This is a genomic window from Streptomyces sp. NPDC020731 (assembly GCF_044334705.1).
Lineage (GTDB): Bacteria > Actinomycetota > Actinomycetes > Streptomycetales > Streptomycetaceae > Streptomyces.
In genome coordinates, this window is sequence record NZ_JBIRTN010000003.1 from 410,345 (window position 1) to 430,399 (window position 20,055).

The 20,055-nt window shown below is 71.3% G+C and carries 19 protein-coding genes; 12 read left to right on the plus strand and 7 right to left on the minus strand.

Annotated features, from left to right (window positions below):
- Nucleotides 1-133 precede the first annotated feature (133 nt).
- Nucleotides 134-1,207, plus strand: a complete 1,074-nt coding sequence (locus ACH4VX_RS06895) for a hypothetical protein (RefSeq protein WP_398366274.1) — start codon at nt 134-136, stop codon at nt 1,205-1,207.
- Between the two features lie 16 nt (nt 1,208-1,223).
- Here the strand turns inward: ACH4VX_RS06895 and ACH4VX_RS06900 are convergent, their stop codons facing one another.
- Genes ACH4VX_RS06900 through ACH4VX_RS06910 form a run of 3 tightly spaced genes read right to left on the minus strand, consistent with a single transcriptional unit; the run spans nt 1,224 to nt 3,357 of the window.
- Nucleotides 1,224-1,643, minus strand: coding sequence for a hypothetical protein (locus ACH4VX_RS06900; RefSeq protein ID WP_398366275.1), 420 nt, complete (start codon nt 1,641-1,643; stop codon nt 1,224-1,226).
- Nucleotides 1,640-2,113, minus strand: coding sequence for a hypothetical protein (locus ACH4VX_RS06905; protein ID WP_398366276.1), 474 nt, complete (start codon nt 2,111-2,113; stop codon nt 1,640-1,642). The genes ACH4VX_RS06900 and ACH4VX_RS06905 overlap by 4 nt, the downstream gene beginning before the upstream one ends.
- A gap of 38 nt (nt 2,114-2,151) precedes the next feature.
- Nucleotides 2,152-3,357 (minus strand): erythromycin esterase family protein, encoded by a 1,206-nt coding sequence (locus ACH4VX_RS06910; RefSeq protein ID WP_398366277.1) that lies wholly within the window; start codon nt 3,355-3,357, stop codon nt 2,152-2,154.
- A gap of 58 nt (nt 3,358-3,415) precedes the next feature.
- On the opposite strand from ACH4VX_RS06910, the gene ACH4VX_RS06915 reads away from it, so the two are divergent.
- Nucleotides 3,416-4,138, plus strand: coding sequence for a TioE family transcriptional regulator (locus ACH4VX_RS06915; protein WP_398366278.1), 723 nt, complete (start codon nt 3,416-3,418; stop codon nt 4,136-4,138).
- Between the two features lie 106 nt (nt 4,139-4,244).
- On the opposite strand, the gene ACH4VX_RS06920 is transcribed toward ACH4VX_RS06915, so the two are convergent.
- Entirely contained in the window at nt 4,245-5,303 is a 1,059-nt protein-coding gene (locus tag ACH4VX_RS06920) for an alpha/beta hydrolase (RefSeq protein WP_398366279.1), read from the minus strand.
- A gap of 204 nt (nt 5,304-5,507) precedes the next feature.
- Here ACH4VX_RS06920 and ACH4VX_RS06925 point away from each other — a divergent pair, with 204 nt between their 5' ends.
- Nucleotides 5,508-5,663 carry a hypothetical protein gene (locus ACH4VX_RS06925; protein ID WP_398366280.1) on the plus strand — a complete coding sequence of 52 codons (156 nt, stop codon included), beginning with the start codon at nt 5,508-5,510 and terminating at the stop codon, nt 5,661-5,663.
- 32 nt (nt 5,664-5,695) lie between these two features.
- On the opposite strand, the gene ACH4VX_RS06930 is transcribed toward ACH4VX_RS06925, so the two are convergent.
- Together ACH4VX_RS06930 and ACH4VX_RS06935 are read right to left on the minus strand one after the other, a co-directional pair.
- Nucleotides 5,696-6,094, minus strand: a complete 399-nt coding sequence (locus ACH4VX_RS06930; RefSeq protein ID WP_398366281.1) for a hypothetical protein — start codon at nt 6,092-6,094, stop codon at nt 5,696-5,698.
- Nucleotides 6,095-6,203: 109 nt separating this feature from the next.
- Nucleotides 6,204-7,862, minus strand: a complete 1,659-nt coding sequence (locus ACH4VX_RS06935) for an N-6 DNA methylase (protein ID WP_398366282.1) — start codon at nt 7,860-7,862, stop codon at nt 6,204-6,206.
- A gap of 179 nt (nt 7,863-8,041) precedes the next feature.
- Between ACH4VX_RS06935 and ACH4VX_RS06940 the strand changes: the two genes are divergently transcribed.
- From ACH4VX_RS06940 to ACH4VX_RS06960, 5 genes are read left to right on the plus strand one after another with little or no spacing between them, the layout of a single operon-like run.
- Nucleotides 8,042-8,560: a hypothetical protein gene (locus ACH4VX_RS06940; RefSeq protein ID WP_398366283.1), complete on the plus strand. Its 519-nt coding sequence runs from the start codon at nt 8,042-8,044 to the stop codon at nt 8,558-8,560.
- Nucleotides 8,560-9,954, plus strand: coding sequence for a hypothetical protein (locus tag ACH4VX_RS06945; RefSeq protein ID WP_398366284.1), 1,395 nt, complete (start codon nt 8,560-8,562; stop codon nt 9,952-9,954). The genes ACH4VX_RS06940 and ACH4VX_RS06945 overlap by 1 nt, the downstream gene beginning before the upstream one ends.
- Complete coding sequence (locus tag ACH4VX_RS06950) at nt 9,951-11,357, plus strand: VWA domain-containing protein (protein ID WP_398366285.1); 1,407 nt, start codon at nt 9,951-9,953, stop codon at nt 11,355-11,357. The genes ACH4VX_RS06945 and ACH4VX_RS06950 overlap by 4 nt, the downstream gene beginning before the upstream one ends.
- A 53-nt stretch (nt 11,358-11,410) precedes the next feature.
- Nucleotides 11,411-12,535, plus strand: coding sequence for an AAA family ATPase (locus tag ACH4VX_RS06955; RefSeq protein WP_398366286.1), 1,125 nt, complete (start codon nt 11,411-11,413; stop codon nt 12,533-12,535).
- Nucleotides 12,532-15,432, plus strand: a complete 2,901-nt coding sequence (locus ACH4VX_RS06960) for a hypothetical protein (RefSeq protein ID WP_398366287.1) — start codon at nt 12,532-12,534, stop codon at nt 15,430-15,432. Before ACH4VX_RS06955 ends, ACH4VX_RS06960 begins: the two co-directional genes overlap by 4 nt.
- Before the next feature lie 58 nt (nt 15,433-15,490).
- Here the strand turns inward: ACH4VX_RS06960 and ACH4VX_RS06965 are convergent, their stop codons facing one another.
- Nucleotides 15,491-15,985, minus strand: a complete 495-nt coding sequence (locus ACH4VX_RS06965; RefSeq protein ID WP_398366288.1) for a hypothetical protein — start codon at nt 15,983-15,985, stop codon at nt 15,491-15,493.
- A 336-nt stretch (nt 15,986-16,321) separates the two neighbouring features.
- Between ACH4VX_RS06965 and ACH4VX_RS06970 the strand changes: the two genes are divergently transcribed.
- From ACH4VX_RS06970 to ACH4VX_RS06985, 4 genes are read left to right on the plus strand one after another with little or no spacing between them, the layout of a single operon-like run.
- On the plus strand, nt 16,322-18,739 hold the full coding sequence (locus tag ACH4VX_RS06970; RefSeq protein WP_398366289.1) for a type IV secretory system conjugative DNA transfer family protein: 2,418 nt from the start codon (nt 16,322-16,324) through the stop codon (nt 18,737-18,739).
- The gene (locus tag ACH4VX_RS06975; RefSeq protein ID WP_398366290.1) at nt 18,736-19,059 is read left to right on the plus strand and encodes a hypothetical protein; all 324 of its coding nucleotides are present in this window, start codon (nt 18,736-18,738) and stop codon (nt 19,057-19,059) included. The genes ACH4VX_RS06970 and ACH4VX_RS06975 overlap by 4 nt, the downstream gene beginning before the upstream one ends.
- Nucleotides 19,056-19,388 carry an AbrB/MazE/SpoVT family DNA-binding domain-containing protein gene (locus ACH4VX_RS06980; protein ID WP_398366291.1) on the plus strand — a complete coding sequence of 111 codons (333 nt, stop codon included), beginning with the start codon at nt 19,056-19,058 and terminating at the stop codon, nt 19,386-19,388. Before ACH4VX_RS06975 ends, ACH4VX_RS06980 begins: the two co-directional genes overlap by 4 nt.
- Complete coding sequence (locus ACH4VX_RS06985) at nt 19,388-19,930, plus strand: hypothetical protein (protein WP_398366292.1); 543 nt, start codon at nt 19,388-19,390, stop codon at nt 19,928-19,930. The genes ACH4VX_RS06980 and ACH4VX_RS06985 overlap by 1 nt, the downstream gene beginning before the upstream one ends.
- The last annotated feature ends 125 nt before the right edge of the window (nt 19,931-20,055 follow it).

Below are 20,055 nucleotides of genomic sequence, written 5' to 3' on the forward strand. Positions count from 1 at the left end.
GTCATACTCCGTCTCTCTCCCCCCACCTGCCCCAGTCGTCTGTCTCCCCGTGAAGGACTCTGCCCCGATGGGTGTACTCGTGTGTGCGCAAGGCTCCGTGGTGGGCGCTGTCTCCCAGGTGGGTGTGTGACCCGTGGAGATCGCTCGTATCGTCGTCGTCGCGCTCGTCGTCGCGGTCGGTGTCGCCTACTACCGCCGGCTCATGGACGGTCCTTCCTCCTCCGGGCGTTCGTCCCGGAGGGCCGAGGCGCTGGGCTTTCTCCCGCAGTCCGCGCAGAACACTCAGCAGGCAGTCGCCGACGCCGAGTTGGAGCGTGCCAAGTCCGCCGCCGCCCGCGGCCGTTGGGAGTCGGCGGCGCAGTTGCTGGCCCGGACCAGGGAGCAGCGTGACTGGGCGCGCCGCTCGCTCTACTCCGACGCGCTCGGTTCGCACCGGGCCGCGCGTCCGGACAGTTGGCTGGACGCGTGGGAGGCGGCGGCCGGGCCGGACGACCCGGACCTGGCACTGGTGCGGGCGCGGGCGACGGTGTCCCTGGCCTGGCATCTGCGGGGCGGCGGCTGGGCGAAGGACACCAGCCGGGAGCAGTTCGCCGGTTTCCACGACACGCTGGCGCGTGCGCCGCGGTTGAACGCACGCGCGGCGGAACTGAGTCCGGACGATCCCTCGCCGTACGTCTCCGAAATCTGGGCCGCGCTCGGTCTGGGCTACTCGCGGGAGAAGATGCGCCAGATCTGGAAGGAGATCACCGCCCGGGATCCGTACCACTACGGTGCGCACTGCGCGGCGCTGCAGTACTGGTGCGCGAAGTGGCGTGGTTCGGAGGACCTCGCCGTGTCGTTCGCCCGCGAAGCCGTGGCCAAGGCCCCGCGCGGCAGTCTGCTCAACGCGCTGCCGCTGATCGCGTGGTACGAACACCGTGATGACGACGCGGAGGAGGACGACTTCCGGGCGCCCTACGTGGTCGCCATGGTCGACGCGGCCCTCGCGGACGTGGCCGCGGCCCCGTCGGACCACCCGGACACGACGTCCGTACGGCACCTGTTGGCCTACTTCCTGACCCGGCAGGGCCGCCACGAAGCGGCGTTGCAGCAGTTCCGGCTGGTCGACGGCTACGTGGACGCCCTGCCGTGGCGGTACTGGGAGGACCCGGCCGCCGTGTACTGCCTGTGGCGGAACCGGGCGGTCAAGGGCGTGCGGCGGAGCTGACCGCCGCCGCTGCGGGTCAATACGTCCGGCGCAGAAGCGACTTCGGTTCCCGCAACGCGTGCCACAGTCCCGCCGCGAGCGGTACGACCGTCATGGCGAAGAAGACCCAGAACACGAACTCGGCGCCGGGCGCGAGGTCGTAGACGGTGCCGTCCTCCCACCGGCAGTAGGCGCGCGGCGGAAACGGGGTGGAGACTCCCGAGACCCTCCCGCTCCCGAGGATGCCCTTTTGCATCGGCTCCCTGGGGCAGGGGGCGGTCTCCGGGAAGAGGAAGGGGTCGTCCGCCGTCATGATCACGACCCAGGTCATGGCGCCGAGCGGCACCGACCAGAACACCGCGGTCCGCACCCACAGCGGCAGCAGCGGATGCGCCAGCAGCCCGCGCAGCGCGACCCAGCCGACCACGAGCCCGACGAAGACCGGGAGCAGCGTCATGACACCACCGCGGTCTTCCTCCGGGCACGGAACTCGGACGCGTAGCCCGCGCCGATGACGAGCAGGGCGGCGGCCAGGGCGAGGGACACGGTCGCCCGGTTCATCCACACGTAGCCGGGATCGCCGGAGTAGAGGGTGCCGTCGTAGCGGACGCAGTCGAAGCGGAGCGGCAGGTACGAGGACCGGTGGTGGGACAGGCCCTGTCTGGTCTCGGCGTCGAAGCCGTCGCGGCAGGCCGGAGCGGGGATCGAGTCCGCGCCGTCGCCGAACGCCTGCTCCGACGCCAGAACGGAGAAGAGTCCCAGGGAGTAGACGGCCGCGGCCGCCCACGCGGCCGCCCACGCCGTACGGCGCAGCAGATGCGCCGCCCAGGGCCGGGGCCGACCGGGGAACGCCATCGCGACGGCCCCCGCCGTGGCGATGAGCGCGCCGACGGCACAGACCGCGGACAGACCCAGCCCCAACAGCACGCCCGTCACTCCCCCTTGAGTCCCGTGTCGCAAAGACCCTAGCCCCGCGGGACGTCCCTGACGTACACGACCCCGTCGGTCCGGGTCAGGTGGGCCGGGTCGAGTGGGGCGTAGCCGAAGTACGGGGACACTCGGGGAGCGGGGCGCGTGTCGGCGAGGGCGGTGGCCAGTCGGGGGGCGTCGACGACGCAGCGGTCCTCCGGGAGCGCGTACAGGAGTCCTTCGAGGGTGTCCGGGGGCGGGATGTCCACCCCCTGGTGCCGGATCGTGCCGAGGGCCGTGGCCAGGAAGGCGTACCGCTCGCCGAGCCGGGCGCTCACGAGCGCGCCGGCGCTCCACCACTCCAGCGGCGGGTGGTCCCACATGCGCATCGTGCTCCTGTCCCGCTGGAGGTGGCTGTTGTGGGCGTGGACGAGTACCGGGCCCCGGTCGGCGAGGGCGAGGAGGTTGCCGGCCATCATCGCGTCCCGCGTGGCCAGCAGCCGCGTCATGCGGGCCGGTGAGGTGTCGGCCATCCAGGAGTGGTAGCGCAGCAGGCCCGTGGCGGTACGGCCGTACAGGCGCGCACGGTCCCGGTCGTCCCGCGAGGTCGCGGTGATCAGGTGCGGCGTCTGCGTGTCGAGCAGCGCCACCAGGTCGTCGGCGAGCAGCCGCAGCTCCTTGGCCTCGGCCGAGCGGCCCACGGACCGGGACGGGTCCGTCATGACGGCCTGGTTCGTCCACGGCTCGTCGGGGCCGAGCAGACGGTCGAGGGTTTCCGCGGTGCAGGGCAGCAGGCCCGCGTCGACGTGGGCCGCGAGGTGGTCGTGGAGTGCGGTGAGGGACTGTCTCGGGCTCGCGGCTTCGGTGATCTCCAGCGGGCCGTCGAAACCGGCGAAGCGGAGCCGCTCCGGCTCGGGCCGGTCCTCGTTGTACGCCCGCATCCAGCGGACGAGTTCGCGGTTGCCCGGGAACGCTCCCCACGCGTGGCTGAATCCGTGTTCCATGACCTCGTCAAGGGTGCCCGTGCCCGAGGTGACGTAGGCGTCCACGGCCAGGCCCCTCACACAGTCGCTCTCGAGGGCGATCGTCCGGTAGCCCTCCTGCTCGACGAGCTGCCGGAAGAGCTCGTTGCGCAGGTCGAGCAGAGTGTCCTCGCCGTGGGTGGGCTCGCCCAGGGCGAGGAGTCGCGGGCGGGCCGGAAGCAGCCTCATGACGGCTGCGGCCTCGACGGCATGGGCGGTGTCCGTGATGTCGGTTGCCATGCCTTCAACGGTATCGTTGAACTTTCGGTGGAAACTTGGGCGCGATATCGTCCGCAACATGGGGCGGAACCTTCAAAGCGGCGAGAAACTCAGGCCGGTCGACCTGGCACGAGGGCACGGTCTGTCCACGCAGGCCGTCAGGAACTACGAGGAGGCCGGCATCCTCCCTGCCGCCGGCCGCACGGCCCACGGTTACCGGACCTACACCCCACTGCACGCACGGGCGCTGCGCGCGTTCCTCGCCCTGGTCCCCGGGCACGGTCACCGGACGGCGACGGCGATCATGCGGGCCGTGAACGAGGGGGCGGTCGACGAGGCGTTCCGCCTGATCGACGGGAGCCACGCCCAACTGCTCCGCGACCGGGAGACGCTGCAGGCCGTGGAGAGCGCCCTCCGCGACCTCGCACCCCGTGCGGACACCGCGGCGCCCCGCCCCCGCCGTACGTTCATCGGGCCGCTGGCCGGGGAGCTCGGCGTTCGGCCGGCGACGCTGCGCAAGTGGGAGGGGGCCGGGCTCGTGCGTCCGCGCCGTGACCCGCTGACCGGGTACCGCGTCTACGACGAGGCCGATGTGCGCGACGCGCGGCTGGCCCACCAACTCAGGCGCGGAGGTTATCTGTTGGAGCAGATCGCCCCGCTGATCGCGCAGGTGCGGGCGGCCGGCGGGCTGGAGCCGCTGGAGGGCGCCCTGCGCGACTGGCACGGCCGGCTGTCCGTCCGCGGACGGGCGATGCTGAGCGGGGCGGCCGAGTTGGAGGCGTACCTCCGAGCACGCGGATGAGTGGCGTCGGACGTGGTGCCCGGCTCGCACCGGGCCCACGCCCTCCCGCCGCCGACACCGGGGACGTCCGTCGCACGCGGAGACTCCACCTCGCCGGCTTCGGCACTCAGCCGAGGGCGCCGAGCAGCATCGGCAGGGACGCGTGCAGTTCGCGTTCCCAGTACGCCCAGGTGTGGGTGCCCGGGCCGTAGAAGTGGGTGGTCAGGTGCTTCGCGCCCACGCGTTTCAGCTCGGCGGCGAGGGCCTGGTTCTGCCGGTTGAAGTCGGCCTCGAGGGCGCTGGTGCTGCCCGGCGGGTCCAGGGGGCCGGTGGTGCCGTCGCCGCAGGACAGGTACACGGGGACCGACTTGAGGCGCTTGGCCAGGTGGAACGGGTCGTGGGCCTGCCAGACGCGGCGTTGCGCGACCGGGTCGCCCCAGACGCGCAGCGGGTCGTCGCCCTGGCCGGCGAAGAATCCCATGATGCGGTCGACCGACTCGTCGTTGAGGAGTGGGTGGGCGGAGCCGGAGTACGCGGCGGCCGCCTTGAACATTCCGGGGTGGCGGGCGGCATAGAGCAGGGCGCCCTGGCCGCCCATCGACAGGCCGGCGACGACGCGGTTCCTGCCGGCGCCCCAGTCGCGCTCGAGGAGGTGCCGCAGCTCGGCCGTGTGGAAGGTCTCCCACGCGGGGTCACCGCCCTCGCCGTGGTTCCACCAGTCGCTGTACCAGCCGTTCCAGCCGGCCTCCGGCATGACGACCAGTACGTCGCGCAGGCTGTCGGTCTCCGCGACGTCGGTCATGACGGTCCACGACGTGTAGTCGCCGCAGCAGCCGTGCAGGAGCCAGAGGGTCGGCCAGTGCCGGCGTCGGTCGTCGGGGTTCCAGCCGTCGGGGGTGAGGAGGCGGACCTTGACCGTACGGCCGCCCAGGGCTGCCGACTTCACCGACAGGTCGACCTGCCGGTCGGCGACCCGGGTGACCGCGACGACCTCGGCGCCGCGCGAATGCTCGGCGCCGCGCGAATGCTCGGCGCCGCGCGAATGCGACGAACGGGCCGGAGCGTCGGCTCCCTCCCCCGTGACCGCGAGCGCCGGTGCGGTCGGCGCGAGGGTGAGAAGCAGCGCGGCGAGGACGAGCAGGGCTCTGGACCGGAGGGTCGGGACGGCGGTCGTGATCGCTGACAAGGCGGCTCCCTGGGTGCGGTTCGTCGCAGACGGCGGTCGTCGGAACTGCCCTTCCCACGCACGGCCGTCCGGGAACATGTTTGCGGGACGTGACGGCGGCGGGTGATGCTCCGGCCGTGGAGGTCACCGCATCGTCGTCATCGGGCCCGCGGTCGCGGTCGCCGTCTTCTCCTGCCGCCGTTCCACGGGCGGCTCCTCCTCCTCGTGTTCGTCCCGGAGGGCCGCTTCGACGCGGCGTTGGAGCAGTTCCGGCTGGTCGACGGCTACGTGGACGCCTTCCCGTGGAGGTACTGGGACGACCCGGCCGCCGTGTACTGCCTCTTGCGGGACCGAGCGGTCAGGAGCGCCGGCCGGTCCTGAGGGTCGGCAGGCCCGATCCGGCCGGGTTCTGCCTACAGTCCCGCCCGCGCCAGCAGTACCGGCAGGGCCTCCGGTTTCACCTTCTGTACCGACCGCACCTGGCCCAGGCCCAGTTCCTCACGGCTCACCGGGTCGCGGTACAGCGCCTTCGTCGCCTCGGTCACCAGCGTCACGGGGACCACGTAGGGGATGTCGGGGTCCTCGTCGTCCGGGCGGGGTTCCTCGTCGACCTCGGCCACCGCGGCGACCGCCGACTCGGGCCGCGCGAAGAAGAACCAGAGGCGGTCGCCCGGCTCCATGCGGTTGCGGCGGCTGAGCCAGAGCTCCAGTTCCGGTTCCTCCTCGGCCAGTTGGAGCATCGTCTCCTTGCCGGACGGCTCTCCGTCCAGCGTGTCCCTGCGCGGATCGAGGATGTAGATCCAGTCCGCCATGGAATCCCCTTAGGTCAGGACGCTCGGCCCGCGTGAAGACGCATCGGTGCAGCGACTCATGGTGCCAGACAGTCGGGGCGCGCGCGTACACGTTTTCGACACGAAGGCGTCAGGTGCCGGGTTTCAGCGCCCCGTTGCCGAGTCCGTCCCGCGCCAGCGCCGCGATCTGCCGGCTGAGTTCCGCGACCCTCCGCGACCGCTCCTCGAACTCCCTCAGCGCGTGGAAGGCGGCCCCGTACCCGCGCTGCGTGGCGATGTCCATCTGCGGGATGCGGGCGCCCTTGCTGTCGAGCCGGAAGGTGCCGCTGGCGGTGGTGGAGCGGCGGCTGTTGGCGGCGCTGTGCAGGAAGCCCTGGAGGAAGTCCGTGTCGAGCTGGTCGCTGACCGAGACCGGTTCCGGGTCCGCGTACTCGACAAGACCGGCCCTGATCAGGTCGGCGACGCCGACGCTGGGGCCGTCCAGGGCGCCGGTGCCCTCGCCTGCGACCAGGGCGGGGAGCAGTTCGGCCAGGCGCCGCACCTGTTCGGCCAGCTCCTGGCGCAAGGTGTCGTACTCCGTCACGTAGTCGCGGTGGGACTCCTCGACGTGACGGCTCGGGGTGAGGTCGACCAGGTCGTCGAGCAGATCGATCTGGGGGACTTCGGTGATCTGCTGGGGCCGCGGCTCCAGGGAGTCGTCCGGGGCGTTGGACGTGAGGTCGACCATGCATACGGCGGTGGCCGCGTCGTCCGGGGTCCGTGGGCGTCGCAGGTGCCACAGGTGCACGGGGAGGGAGTGCGCGGCGGCCGTGCCCGGGGCCAGCGCGGTGACCTGGGTGAGGATGCCCCTGCGGACGAGCTCGGCCCGGATACGGCGGCCGGCCTTGCGGTAGGCCACCGAGGCGGGCATGACCATGATGAGACGGCCGCCGGGCGCGGTGTGCGCGTAGGCGTGCTGGAGCCAGGCGAGTTCGCCCTCCGCGCGGGAGGGGGTGCCGAGCTCCCAGCGGGGGTCGAGGAGGAGGTCCTCCCGCCCCCAGTCGGTGTCGCTGACCGGCGGATCGCAGACGACGAGGTCGGCCTTGAGGTCGGGCCACCGGTCCGCGCGCAGGGAGTCGCCCGACGTGATCTCGGTACGGGGGAGCCCGGCGAGGTCGGCTCGCGACTGCGCGAGCCGCGCACTGCGGGCGTCCGCTTCCTGGCCGCATCGCCTGGCGCCCCGTTCGGCGCCGACGGTGAGCAGGAGGGTGCCGATTCCGCAGGCCGGATCGAACAGCACCGCGTCGGCCGCCACGTCACCCGCGAAGTGCCGGACGGCCCGGACCACTCGGGGCGAGGTCACCTGGTCCGAACCCGCTCGGCGTACGGACTCCGTGAAACGCTCGGCGAGGCCGTTCACCACGTCCGCGGCGGAACCGCCGCCGGCCATCCGACGGGCGAGCCCGACCGCCTGGTCGGGCAGCGCGGCCGGTGCCTTCCCGCCGGGGGCGGCGAGGGCGTGCGCGATGTCCGCGAGCCCGCCGAGGATGTCGTCGCCGTAGGCCCCCCGCAGCACCTGCCACAACTGGACCTCGTCGGTGACGTCCTGGCCCTTGCTCTGCCTGTCCAGCCATGCCTGGACCTCGGCCAGGTCGAAGAGCGGACTGTTGGCGCCGCCGCCGACCGGCGCCGGGAAGTCGTCGTACCGCCGTCGCCAGTTCGACACGGCGGCACGGGTGACACCCGCGATACGGGCGATCTCGGAACCGGTGACCGATGGGTTCGTCGGCGTGGCCGGGGTCTCTGGCATACCGCCCACGGTACACAGCGCCCCGACCACGTTTCAATGAAAGGTGGCCGTTGACGACGTCAACAATGACCGCCTTGCCCGTCGCCTCCGCGATCGTCCCGCGTCGAGGGCGTTGTCAGTGGCTGCCGATAGCTTGATCCCGTTGCGCCGCTCTGGCGTTGACGTCCCCTTTCGCATGCATGGGAGATGGTGCGTTGTCGGTCCGGGAGAAGTCGAGCACGGCGCGGGTGGTGCCGTCCGCGCGGCCGCGGAAGCTCGCGAAGGTGCCGTTCGTGGAGCTGGCCGACGGGCGGTTGCAGGGGGTGGTGTCCAGCGGGTCGGACATCGGGCGGGTGTACGTGTCGTCCGTCGAGGCGGGGACGTACGCGTTCGCGTGCAGCACCAACAACAACCGGCCCTGCGGCGGGGCCCGCGGGGGTTTCTGCAATCACATACGTGCCCTTGTCGATGAGGCCGTGCTGCAGTACGGCGTCGAGCGGGTGGCCCGGTACCTGAAGGTCGAGGTCGACGGGGAGGCGCCCGACGCGGACTCCGTCACCCACGCGATGACCTCCACGCGGCCCGCGCAGGGCGACAGTTCGGCAGCGGCGCAGGTGTTCAGCCGGTTCCTGCGGCATCTGGCCTATCTCGAACTGACCGCGGACACCGCCCCGCTGCCCGAGATGCAGTGGTTCCCGACGACGAGGGCGGTGGCGTGATGCGTGCCGATCTGCTGTACGACACCGTCGACGGGCTCGACGAGGCCCTCGCGGCCGTGGACGGTTTCGACGAGGTCCTCGTGGACGGCCTTCTCCGCCCGGGGCCCGCCCAGGCCGTCGGGCTGGCCGGGCTCGCCGACGCCGTCGCCGGGTCACCGCTGGCCGGGCGGGTCTCCGAGGCGGCCGAGAAGACGGCTGCGGGGGCGGCCGGCGAGGACCACTTCGTGGCACTCGCCGCCGCGCGCACCGCGCTGCTCGGCTCCGTGCACGACGCGCTCGTCCTGCGGGTCGAGGAGGCCGTCGGGCGGGCGCGGGACGAAAAGAGCGGCACGGCCGCGGCCGGCGGGGCGGAGCACGCGGTGAACCTGCTCGTCGCCGCCCGTGGCTGGCTGTGCGATCTCGCGCGGGCCGGCTGGCGCGGTATCGACCACGAACTGATCGCCGGTGCCGCGCCCGTCGTGTCCGCCATGCTGCCCGACCCGGCACTGCGCCGCCTGGCCACGCTGCTCGACGGCTTCGCCGCCGAACTGGCCGCCTCCTGTCCCGGGGCGTCCCTGGAGCACGTTCCCGTACGACGGTGGGCCGACCTGTGGTCGCGCGCCATGCTGCTGACGCTGCCCGGCGCGGCGTCCGCCCCCGCGGTCGGCGAGGCGACCGGGCGTCTGCTGCCCCTCGGTGTCGACGTGCAGGAGCACGCCACCGCCGTACAGGCGCAGGTGCACGCGGTGTTCGAGCCTGCGGACGGTGGTCCGCCGAGGCTGGTGCGGGCCTCGGTGTCCGCGCCGAAGCCCGACACCGTCGTCGGGGCGGGGCTGTGGCAGCTGCTCCGGCCGCACCTGTCCCTGCTGACCGCCGTGAGCGAGGGGCGTGCCATGGATCTCGACGCGATGCCCGTCACCGGTGAGGGCGATCTGATCTGGGACGACGCACGGGCCCGTACGGGTGAGCCCGCCGAGGTCTTCGCCACCGCGCGGGTGGCGCTGCCCGCCGCCGCGGCCTTCGCGACCGCTCCCCTGGACCGGCATCCGGCCCGGATCGCCGTACCCGTCCTGCTGGAGGGGTACACCGTGGAGGAGGACGGGAACGGGGTGGCGTTCCGGGTCGCCGGGCAGCGTCTCGCCGTCGACACCGACCGGGTTCCGGCCGCCGGTCCGCTCACCCCCGAGGTCGTCGCCTCGTCCGGTGCGTGTGTCGGGCTGCTGCGCTGGGACGCCGGGGAGTTCCTGCTCCAGCCGCTCGCCGTGGAGCGGACGGTGCGGAAGAAGACCGTCGCCGTCCACGCCGGGGCCTGGGCCGGCGGTACGACCGACAAGGCGGGTGTGCGCGCCGAGAAGGCCGCCACCGATGCCGTGACCGTGCTGCGCGAGCGCGCCGGAAGGCTGCTGCGGAAATGAGCGAGCCGACCATCGCGGGGGCCCCCGCGCCCGATCCGGACGAGAACCGGCGGCAGGTGCTGTACTGGCGGCTGCTGGCCCGCCTCTTCGACCCCGAGGAGCAGGCCGGCCTGGAGTCGGCGAGTCTGGCCGTGGTCGAGGACATCGGCCTGCCGTCCGCGCTGCTGGATCCGAGGGCGTCCGTCGACTCCGTCGTGCAGCGGCACCCGGAGCTGGCCGCCGGGTTCGACGGGCTGATGGCACCCGAGCCGGACGAGGACGGTGCGCGTGACCGGGCCGCCGAGGTGCGGCGCGCGGCGCTCGCGTCGAAGGTGCTGCTGAACGTCTTCGCGCCCCACTCGGGCACCGTCACCGCCGAGCAGCTGGCACGCTGGCAGTCGGACGCGGGCTGGCTGGAGCGGGCGCTGGGCTGCCGGCCCGGTGAGCTGCGCGGCAGCGGGGGCGGCGGGGGCGGCGTCAGCCCGACCGGCACCGGCTACGGCGGACCCGCGCCCGACCTCGGCCGTCTGATCCCCGAGATCGGGCCGGAGCTCGGCTCCATCGAGGCCGGTCTCGTCAAGCGCATGCATCTGCGGGAGGTGCTCGCCGATCCCGCGCTGGCCTCGCGGCTGACGCCGAGCATGTCGCTGATCGAGCAGCTGCTGCGCGACAAGAACAACCTCTCCGGTGTCGCCCTCGCCAACGCCAAGGCGCTGATCCGGCGTTACGTCGACGAGGTCACCGAAGTGCTGCGCACGCAGGTGGAGAAGTCCACGGTCGGTGAACTCGACCGTTCCGTCCCGCCCAAGCGCGTCTACCGCAACCTCGATCTCGACCGCACCATCTGGAAGAACCTCACCAACTGGGACCCGGAGGAGGAGCGGCTCTACGTCGACCGGCTCTACTACCGGCACACCAGCCGCAGGACGACGCCCCAACGGCTCGTCGTGGTCGTGGACCAGTCGGGTTCGATGGTGGACTCGATGGTCAACTGCACCATCCTGGCGTCCATCTTCGCCGGGCTGCCGAAGGTGGACGTCCACCTGATCGCGTACGACACGCAGGCACTGGACCTCACGCCCTGGGCGCACGACCCGTTCGAGACGCTGCTGCGCACCAAGCTCGGCGGCGGCACCGACGGCACCGTCGCCATGGCACTCGCCCAGCCGAAGATCGCCGAGCCGCGCAACACCGTCGTGGTGTGGATCTCCGACTTCTACGAATGGCGCACGGACGAGCTGTTCGAGAGCATGGCCGCCATCCACCGTTCGGGGGCGAAGTTCATCCCGGTGGGTTCGGTGACCAGCTCCGGGCGCGGCAGCGTCAACCCGTGGTTCCGGGAGAAGTTCAAGGACCTCGGCACGCCGGTGATCTCCGGCCACATCAAGAAGCTCGTGCACGAACTCAAGACGTTCCTCACCTGATCACCGGACCCACCCTCGCCGTGATCAACACCGTACGGAAAGGCCTTTCCCTCATGTCCGACCTGCTGCGCGCCCCTGCCGAGATCAAGTACGCCGAGGAGCTCGACTGGCTGGAGTCGATCGACGACAGCCCCAAGCCGTTCTCGTGGCGCCTGTCCCCGAAGATGGTCCGTCTGTTCATCCTCGGCTCCGAGCGGGCCGACGGCCTGGACCGGCAGGTGTCGCAGAAGTGGTTCGGCGACCGCAGCTTCGTGGAGCGGTCGATCGTCACGCTGGCCTCCGACCGCGGTCTGCTGCTCATCGGTGACCCCGGCACGGGCAAGAGCTGGCTGGCCGAACTGCTGTCCGCCGCGATCTCCCGCAATTCCACGCTGGTGGTGCAGGGCACGGCCGGCACCACCGAGGACCACATCAAGTACTCGTGGAACGTGTCGATGGTCATCGCCAAGGGCCAGTCGCGGGAGTCGATGATCCCCTCGCCGATCATGACCGCGATGGAGGCCGGCTCGATCGGCCGTTTCGAGGAGCTGACCCGTTCCACGAGCGACGTCCAGGACGCGCTGATCTCGATCCTCTCCGAGAAGTACATCTCCGTCCCCGAGCTGGGAAGCGGTGACGGCGACGACAACATCGTCTTCGCCAAGCCGGGCTTCTCGATCATCGCCACGGCCAACAGCCGCGACCGGGGCGTCAACGACCTCTCCTCCGCGCTCAAGCGCCGCTTCAACTTCGTCCGCATCCCGGTCGTGACGAACAAGAAGAGCGAGGCGGAGATCGTCCGCTTCCGCACCGAGGAGCTGCTGCGCCGGCACTCGATCGACCTGGACGTGCCGCCGACGCTGCTGGACGTGCTGCTGCAGAGCTTCGCCGACCTGCGCGCCTCCGCCGCGGCGGCCGGCAGCGACGACGAGAAGCTGGAGTCCGCGCTGTCGACGGCCGAGCAGATCGGCGTGCTGGAGGACGCCGTCCTGCACGGCGACTTCTTCGGTGAGCGCACCCTGACCGCCCGTGCCCTCGCCTCCTCGCTGGTCGGCTCCCTCACCCGGCGCGAGCCCGAGGACCTGGCCATCCTCAACAAGTACCTGCACGGTGTCGTCGAGCCGCGCAGCAAGGAGGAGGGCGGCTCCTGGCCCGAGTTCCTCGAGGGCGGCCGCGACGCGATCGCCACCCTGTCATGAGCGGACCCCACGAGAGCGGCATGTTCGCCGGACTGCGCGGCCAACTGCAGGAGGCCGCCGCCGCGTTCGCGGGCGGGCCCGACGCCCTGGAGGGCATCCTCCTCGGCATGGTCGACGACGTCGACCGGGCGGTGCGCGAACCGCTGGAGATCTTCCCCGTCTGTCACCACTCCCCCGCCTCGGCGCTCGCCATGGCCCGCCGGCTGCGCGAGAAGCAGCCCAAGGTGGTGTACCTGGAGCTGTGCGAGGACATGGCGCCGCTCCTGACCGAGCTGCGCAACTGCCGGCTGCCGGTGGCGGTGCAGGCGTTCGCCGGCGACGTCGACGGCTTCCCGGCCGACTGGGCCCCGCTGTCGGTGGTGGCGCCGGTCACGGAGGCGTCCGCCGAGTACCAGGCGATCGCGTACGCCCTCGACACCCCGGGCGTCGAGCTGGTGCTCGTCGACCGGTCCTCGGACCACGTCTTCCAGTGGGACCGCAGGGGCGAGCAGGCCGAGGAGGGGACCGAGTCCCCGGAGGAGGCGGAGGCCGCGCTGCACGGTGAGGCCGTCGGCGTCGGGATCGGCGACCTGCGGCCGCGTTTCGCCGAGCTGGAGGAGCACCTGCTGCGCCACGGCAAGGTGCGGCACTGGTCGGAGTGGTGGCACCAGTACGTCGAGGTCCCGCTCGGGGACAGCGACCACGACACCTACCGCCAGGTCATGTTCCTCATCGGCAGCCTGTTCCGGCGGCTCGCCCCCGGAGAGGGGTCCCGGCTGCGGGTGGACGAGGACCGCGAGCGGTACATGTGGACCCGGATGCGCGAGCACCTGGCGGCGAGCGGCACGGACCCGGAGGACTGCCTGTACGTGTGCGGGGCGTTCCACGCGGCCAGCCGCGTCGAGGAGTTCGGCGTGCGGGGCGGTTCGGACACGTTCACGATCTCCCCGCGTACCGCCACCACCTGGCAGTACGGGCTGATCCCGTCCAGCCACGCGGCGATCGAGGCGCAGTTCGGCCTCGCCGCGGGCTCGGTGTCGATCGCGGCGACGGAGTGGGCGAAGGGCCTGAGGCGGACCCGTGTGAAGCCGTACGTGCTCCAGGGGCAGGCCGGGAAGAGGAAGTCCGCGGGGAAGCAGACGGCCGTCGTCCCGGCTCCGCCGTCCGAGGCCGCCGCGGACCAGCTGTCCGGCTTCCTGCGCAGGCCGCCCGTGCTCGACGGGCTGGACGAGGCCGAGCTGCTCGGCTGGTCGGTGGACATCGTGCGCGCGGCCCGGCGCAACGGCTACCTCGCCTCGACCGCCGACGCCATCGCCGTCTTCGAGACGTCGATCCTGCTCGCCGGCATGCGGGACCGGGCCAAGCCGACGCCGTACGACTTCCAGGACGCGGCGGTCACCTGCATCGAGAAGGACAGCGTTCCGGGCCGGCGGGACGTGCGGCGCCTCGTCGAGATCATGATGGGCGGCGACCGGATCGGGCAGGTCGGGTACGACTCGCTGCCGCCGCTCGCCCGTGATGTGTACGACCGGCTCGCACCGCTGGAGCTGAAGCTCGAGCAGCGCGGGGTGCGCCGGGCGCTGCTCGACATGGCCTCCCGGCCGGAGCTGCGGGCGTGTTCGGACGTGCTGTGGATGCTGCGGCGCCTGCTGCCGCAGGGTGCGGCCCGGCCGATCATGGGTGAGCGGCGGCTCGGTGAGCGGTCGATCCAGGAGTCGTGGGACCTGGCGCTCGGGACGCACCAGCGGGCGCTGATCGAGCTGGGCTACGAGGGCGTCAGCCTGGAGCAGGTCCTGGAGCAGCGGCTGCGGCGCGACGCGTACGGGCCGCAGGCGACCACGGCGACCGTGCTGGCGGCCGTCGAGGACACGCTCCTGTACCTGGGCAGCCGGCGTCTCGCCGACGAGCTCGGCACGCACGCGCTGAAGGTGCTCGCCGCCGAACGGAGCGTCGACGGGGCGCCGGAGGTGCTGCGCCGGGTGCGTGCGCTGCTGGCGTACCACCGCACCAGCGAGCCGGTGCTGCCGGCCTGGATCGAGTCGTTCGTCAAGACCGGTTACGCCCACTACTGCACGCTGCTGCCGACGGCGTTCCGGGACGAGGACGCGACGGTGGGGCAGGTCGCCGCGATGCTCGGCTTCCTGTTCTCCATGGAGAGCCTCGCGCTGTCGCTGGGCTGCGACCGGACCCAGCTGGAGCTCGCGGTCGCCCAGTCGCACCCCGACGACCCGTCGAAGACGGCGCTGCTGTGGGCGGCCCAGGTGCAGCTCGGCACCCTGTCCCGGGCCGAGCTGCGGGCGCGGTGCGACGGGCTGCTGGACAACCCGCTGGTGGTGCCCGCCTACCCGCGCTACCTGAGCGGCTTCGTGCACGCCCTGGAGCCCGTGCCGGGGCTGGCGGACGTGGTCGTGGAGGCGGTGTCGAACGCGTTCGGGCGGCTGCCGGACACGGTGCTGCTGCCGTGGCTGCCCCTTCTGATCACCACCCTGCGCTCCGGCGCGGCGGACCTCGTCCCGCTGATGGTCCGCGAGGCCGGCCGCACCTTCCCCGGCCGGCTGGCGGAACTGGACGCGTGGGTGCCGCCGTGGCGGATGCCGGGGACGGATCCGTTCGCCGCGAGGCCCGTGTCCCCTGTCCCCCGCGGCGCGGCGCTGCCGGCCGCGCACCCCGCGACGTGCGACGCGGTGGCGGAGCTGCTCGGCTGCGACGAGGGCTGGGCGTCGTCCGAGCTCCCGACTCCGTCGGGCGCTGCGCTGATGCCCGCGCACCCCGCGACGTGCGACGCGGTGGCGGAGCTGCTGGGGTGCGACGGGGGATGGGTGGCGGCGGTTCCGGCTGCGGCCGGTGCGGGCGCCGCCCTGACGGCCCGGCACCCGGCGACGGCCGGTGCCCTGGAGCCCCTGCTCGCCGCCCTGTGACAGCTGTGGCCGGGTCCCCGTTCGGAACCCGGCCACAGCCACCACCGGTCTGTCCGCGTCATCGGGTGAGCCTGCGCTCGGTCCACTCCTTCGCCGCGGTGAGCCGGGTGCGGAGTTCAGCGGCGATGTCGCACCGCTTCAGCGTGAGGCCGACCTTCTTGCTGACCCTCCACGGCCACAGGCGGCGTTGGCGCTCTTCCGACAGGGCTGCGATGTACTTCTCGATCAGCCCGTCGACGCCCTCGAGGGCCTCGGGCCAGCGCCGGGCATCGTCCTGGAGCTGACTGCGGAGCGTGTCGAGGGTGGCGAAGTGGCTTCTGGTCACCGTCTCCTTCGCCTCGAGCGTCTCCATCTCCCTCTCGACCGCGCGGAGACGGTCGTGGAAGGGCTGGAGCTGGGTCGCCATCTTGTCGAAAGCCCGCTTGCGCCAGCCCACGCGGGCGATCACCGCGGAGACGACGACCGCGGCGACCGCGATCACAGCGGTCCAGGTCCACCCGCCGAGGAAAGTGTCCCCGCCGTGCGCCGTGTGACCTTCCCGCGCCACTTCCACGCAGGTCTGGATCACCCTTCGGCCCGTCGAAGAAACAGAACAAGACATGTGGCGTCGTCCTCATGGAGATGGGGCCCGCGCGCCGATGGGGAGGCGCGCCGAATGACCGCTGTGCGTCCGCAGCCTCTCCGGAAGGGAAAGGCGTCCGCAAATGCACGCGTTGAGCCATTCCCGATGCCTCATTGAGGAGCGGACGCCGCCGGTACCGTCCGCACGCTGGACCGTCAACCCCGCCCCGCCGCCATTTCGTTGACGCCGGGTCATGCCTCTTTGAGATCCTTTGACGGGCCGGTGACGACGCTCCTACGCTACGGCGGGAATGAGGAGGTATGTGGGGTGCCCGCTTATCTGCACTGGGGCAAGGTGCTCGGAATCTACGACGACGAGGCGCCCGCGACCCTGCCGAGTCAGCTCGATCTTCTGCGCGCTCTGCAGGATCTCGACACGCCGGGTGTGGCGCTGGTCTATCGGCTCAGGACTTCACCGGAAGGCGGTCCGAACGCGGAGCCGAGTGCCCTTTTCGATCTACGGTGCCTGTCGAAAGACGGAGAAACCATTTCACCGGCCGAGGCGCGCACACTCGATGATCTCAGCGCGGTGGCCCTGCTGCCCGCGTACAACATATCCGCGGCTTCCGAAGTCCGCGTGGGCTACAAGTACCGGACGCGCATCATTCCGGCCGCCCGGCGGGGAGACGAACTTCCCATCAAACGGGACTGGGCCGAACTCGTGGATCTTTTCCGTCGCCGTGAGGACGACGTCGCCCTGGACATCACCTGCACACTGACGGGCGCACGGGTCGGAAACCACCGGCCCTCGATGAGGACCGGCCACATCACCAGCATCGACCGGGCCACCGCGTTCTTCGAGGCGGCCGCGGCGGAGTGCCGGTTCCATCAAGAGGACCAGCGCCAGCTGATCGTGACGGTGACGCTCCAGTCGACAGCGCCCATCGACCAGGTCTTCGCGAAGGCCACCGGCCGCATGCTGTTCGGAACACAGGTAAGACTACGGCCGGTCAACCGGTACCGGCCGATCACCAGCAGCGCCGAACTGGGCGTGGTCGGCTGCCCGGAACAGCTGATCCGGGTCTGGCACGCCCCGTACGGGAACATGCAGGGCCGGGGTCTCGGTTCATGGCGGGACACGCGGATCGCCCTGCGCCGGAAGCCGCCCAAGGTCGAGGCGGGCGTCGTTCTGGGCAAGGCGCGGTGGCACGGAGCGCGGTTCACCACCAACGAAGTGGTGGAGGTCAGCGACGAGGACCGCACCAAGCACACTTATGTCGTCGGGAAGACCGGTTCGGGGAAGACCAACGTCCTGAAGTCACTGGTCCGGCAGGACATCCTCAACGGAAACGGATGCGCCGTCATCGACCCGCACGGCGATCTCGTCGACTACGCCCTGGAGCACTCCGGCGACCGTCTGGAGGACGTCGTCCATCTGGACTTCGGCGACCCGGAGTATCTGCCGGTGGTCAATCCGTTCCTGATGGACGTGGAGGGGGAGAGCGACTACCAGATGGCGGTCGAGGAAATCCTCGAGATCATCATCCGGCGTTCGTTCAGTCAGTTCACCGGGCCGGTCTTCGACGACACGACCCGGCTGATGCTGAAGACGATCTGGCACCAGGAGATCCGGGGCGACCTGCTGCCCAGCATCCCGCTCGCCCTGGAGGTCCTGCGCGCACCGGCCATGCGCAAGTGGGCCACGGGCGTCATGGAAGGCGTCGACGCCGAACTCGCCGACCAGTGGCGGGCGTTCGAGGGAATGCTGGCCAGCTCGGTGGCCGAGACGGTCCGCTGGGCGGCGGCGAAGTTCGCGGACTTCACCAGCGGCAATCCGCTCCAGTTGCTCACCGCCGGATCCTCACCGCTGTCCATCCGGGACATCTACGACAAGCGGAAGATCCTGCTGGTCAGGTTGCCCGAGACCATGATGGGGCCGATGTCCGGCCAGTTCCTGGGCTCCCTGCTGTTCAACCGTATCTACCGTGCTGCCCGGGCGAGCGGCTCCACCACGTCGGCGCCGTTCTTCATCCACGTCGACGAGTTCCAGCGCTTCGTGAGTCACGAGGTGGAGGAACTCGTCGCCGAGGCACGCAAGTTCAATGTGGGGCTGACCTTCGCCCACCAGAACCTGCGGCAGCTGGAGGCTTTCTCACGGTACGAGGGATCGGCCAACGCACGGCTCGCCGAGGCGATCTTCTCGAACGTGGGCACCATGATCGTCATGAAGACCTCGGGCCGGGACGTGAAGGCCTTCGCGGACGAGTTCTCGGTGAACGAGACACAGGTGCGTAATATCGCCCAGTACGAGGCTCTGGCACGCACAGTGATCGGCAATGTGGAACAGCCGGTGTTCAGCCTCGTCGTCGACCACGAAGTCTCGGGCCGCGGCGATTCCACGGTGGCCGCCCGGGTGCGGGACCGCATGATCGCTCAGGGGATCATACGGCCGCGCGACGAACTGCGCACCATCCAGAAGGACCTGGAGACGTTCCGGGCCCACGGCAGACCCAGCCGGCCGCGGGCACCGGGCCGCCCCTCCCCCACCCCCGTGACGCCGCCGGACGACGAGCCGTTCGATCTCGCCCCCGACGGTTCGGACGGCGAGTCCGGCTCCTCGTCGACCAGCGCGTTCCTCGACGAATGGCTGGCCAAGCGCAAGTCACGGAAAGAGCGGGACACCCGGGCGGACGCGAAGCCCGCCGACACCCCATCCGAATCCCCCAGCCTGCGGAGTTCACCATGAGCACCCCCGATTTCGAGAACCGTGCCGAACGGATCGACCCTGTACTGCAGACCGCCTGGGAGCACCTGGACACCGACATCGACGTCCGGATCGACGCGATCGCGGAGGAGCTGAACATCGAGCGCGACAAGGTCATCGCCCTGAGCGTGCTGTTCTTCTCCAGCCAGCTGCAGTTGCGGCGGGAGGACAAGATGGTCATCGTGTGCGGCCGGCCGGCCAAGGCGTACCCTGACCCGCTGGCCGCGCTCTTCGACCAGGACGACTCGGGCAAGTACACCGCGATCTACCAGCAGTTGGTCGGTACGTGGGAGGCGTCATGACCGAGGGCGATCAGGACATCGACGACTTCAACGAGAGCGCCGCACGCGCGGGGGAATCGAGCGGGATCCCTCCGGCGCCTTCCCGGGACAGACTGGAACCCGGATCGGGGTTCCGGACCTACCGGGTGTCGAAGGCAGGGCAGCTGACGCTGCCCGGCTCGGCGCGCAAGGAGTGGGAGCTGAAGGAGGGGGGACCGGTCCATGTCGCGCACATCGGGGACTTCGTGGTGATCGTGCGCTCCGGGGCATGGTCCCACCGGCTTCAACAGTGGCGGCTGGAAGCGGATCTGGCCGAACAGCTCCAGGAAGAGATCGATCGTGAGGCGTGATGGCGACGCGAGTGCTCATCGACCGCTGGGGGTTCGCCCTTCTGCTGAGAGGCCACCGCCCGCGGGCGGTCGAGGGTGAACGGTTCGACGAATATCTGATCGGCGAGCGGGAGTACCTTCGCTTCCTGACAATCACGCAGCAGGCCGAGCCGCGTACCGGCATCCTCCTGCTCCTGGAATCGATACAGCGCACCCAGGGGAAGTCGCCGTCGATCACCAGCGCGCTGTCCGCCCTGCTCAACCCGGAGCAGGTGCAGGAGCTGTACGGGATACCCGTCGCCCTCTCCCGGCTCCCGGAGCCCACCCTCGGGCTGCTGCCGGCCACCTGTCACCGGTTCGGCCTGCAGGAGAGCGAGGCGGAGAGCGTCCTGCTCGCCCTTCAGGAGGAGGTCGCGTTCCTGACCTGCTACCGGTCGCTGGCCGTACGCCGCTGGATGTGGATGGCCCTGTCCAAACACAAGATCCACAAACTCGACCTCGACCACGGCTGCCCTCGGCTGAAGAAGGCCGGCCCACCGCCGCGCGGCAGTGGGCCGGGGTGAGGTCCGCGCGCTCGGTCATCCCTTCTGCGTGGGGGGGGGGGGGGGGGGGGGGGGGGGGGGGGGGGGGGGGGGGGGGGGGGGGGGGGGGGGGGGGGGGGGGGGGGGGGGGGGGGGGGGGGGGGGGG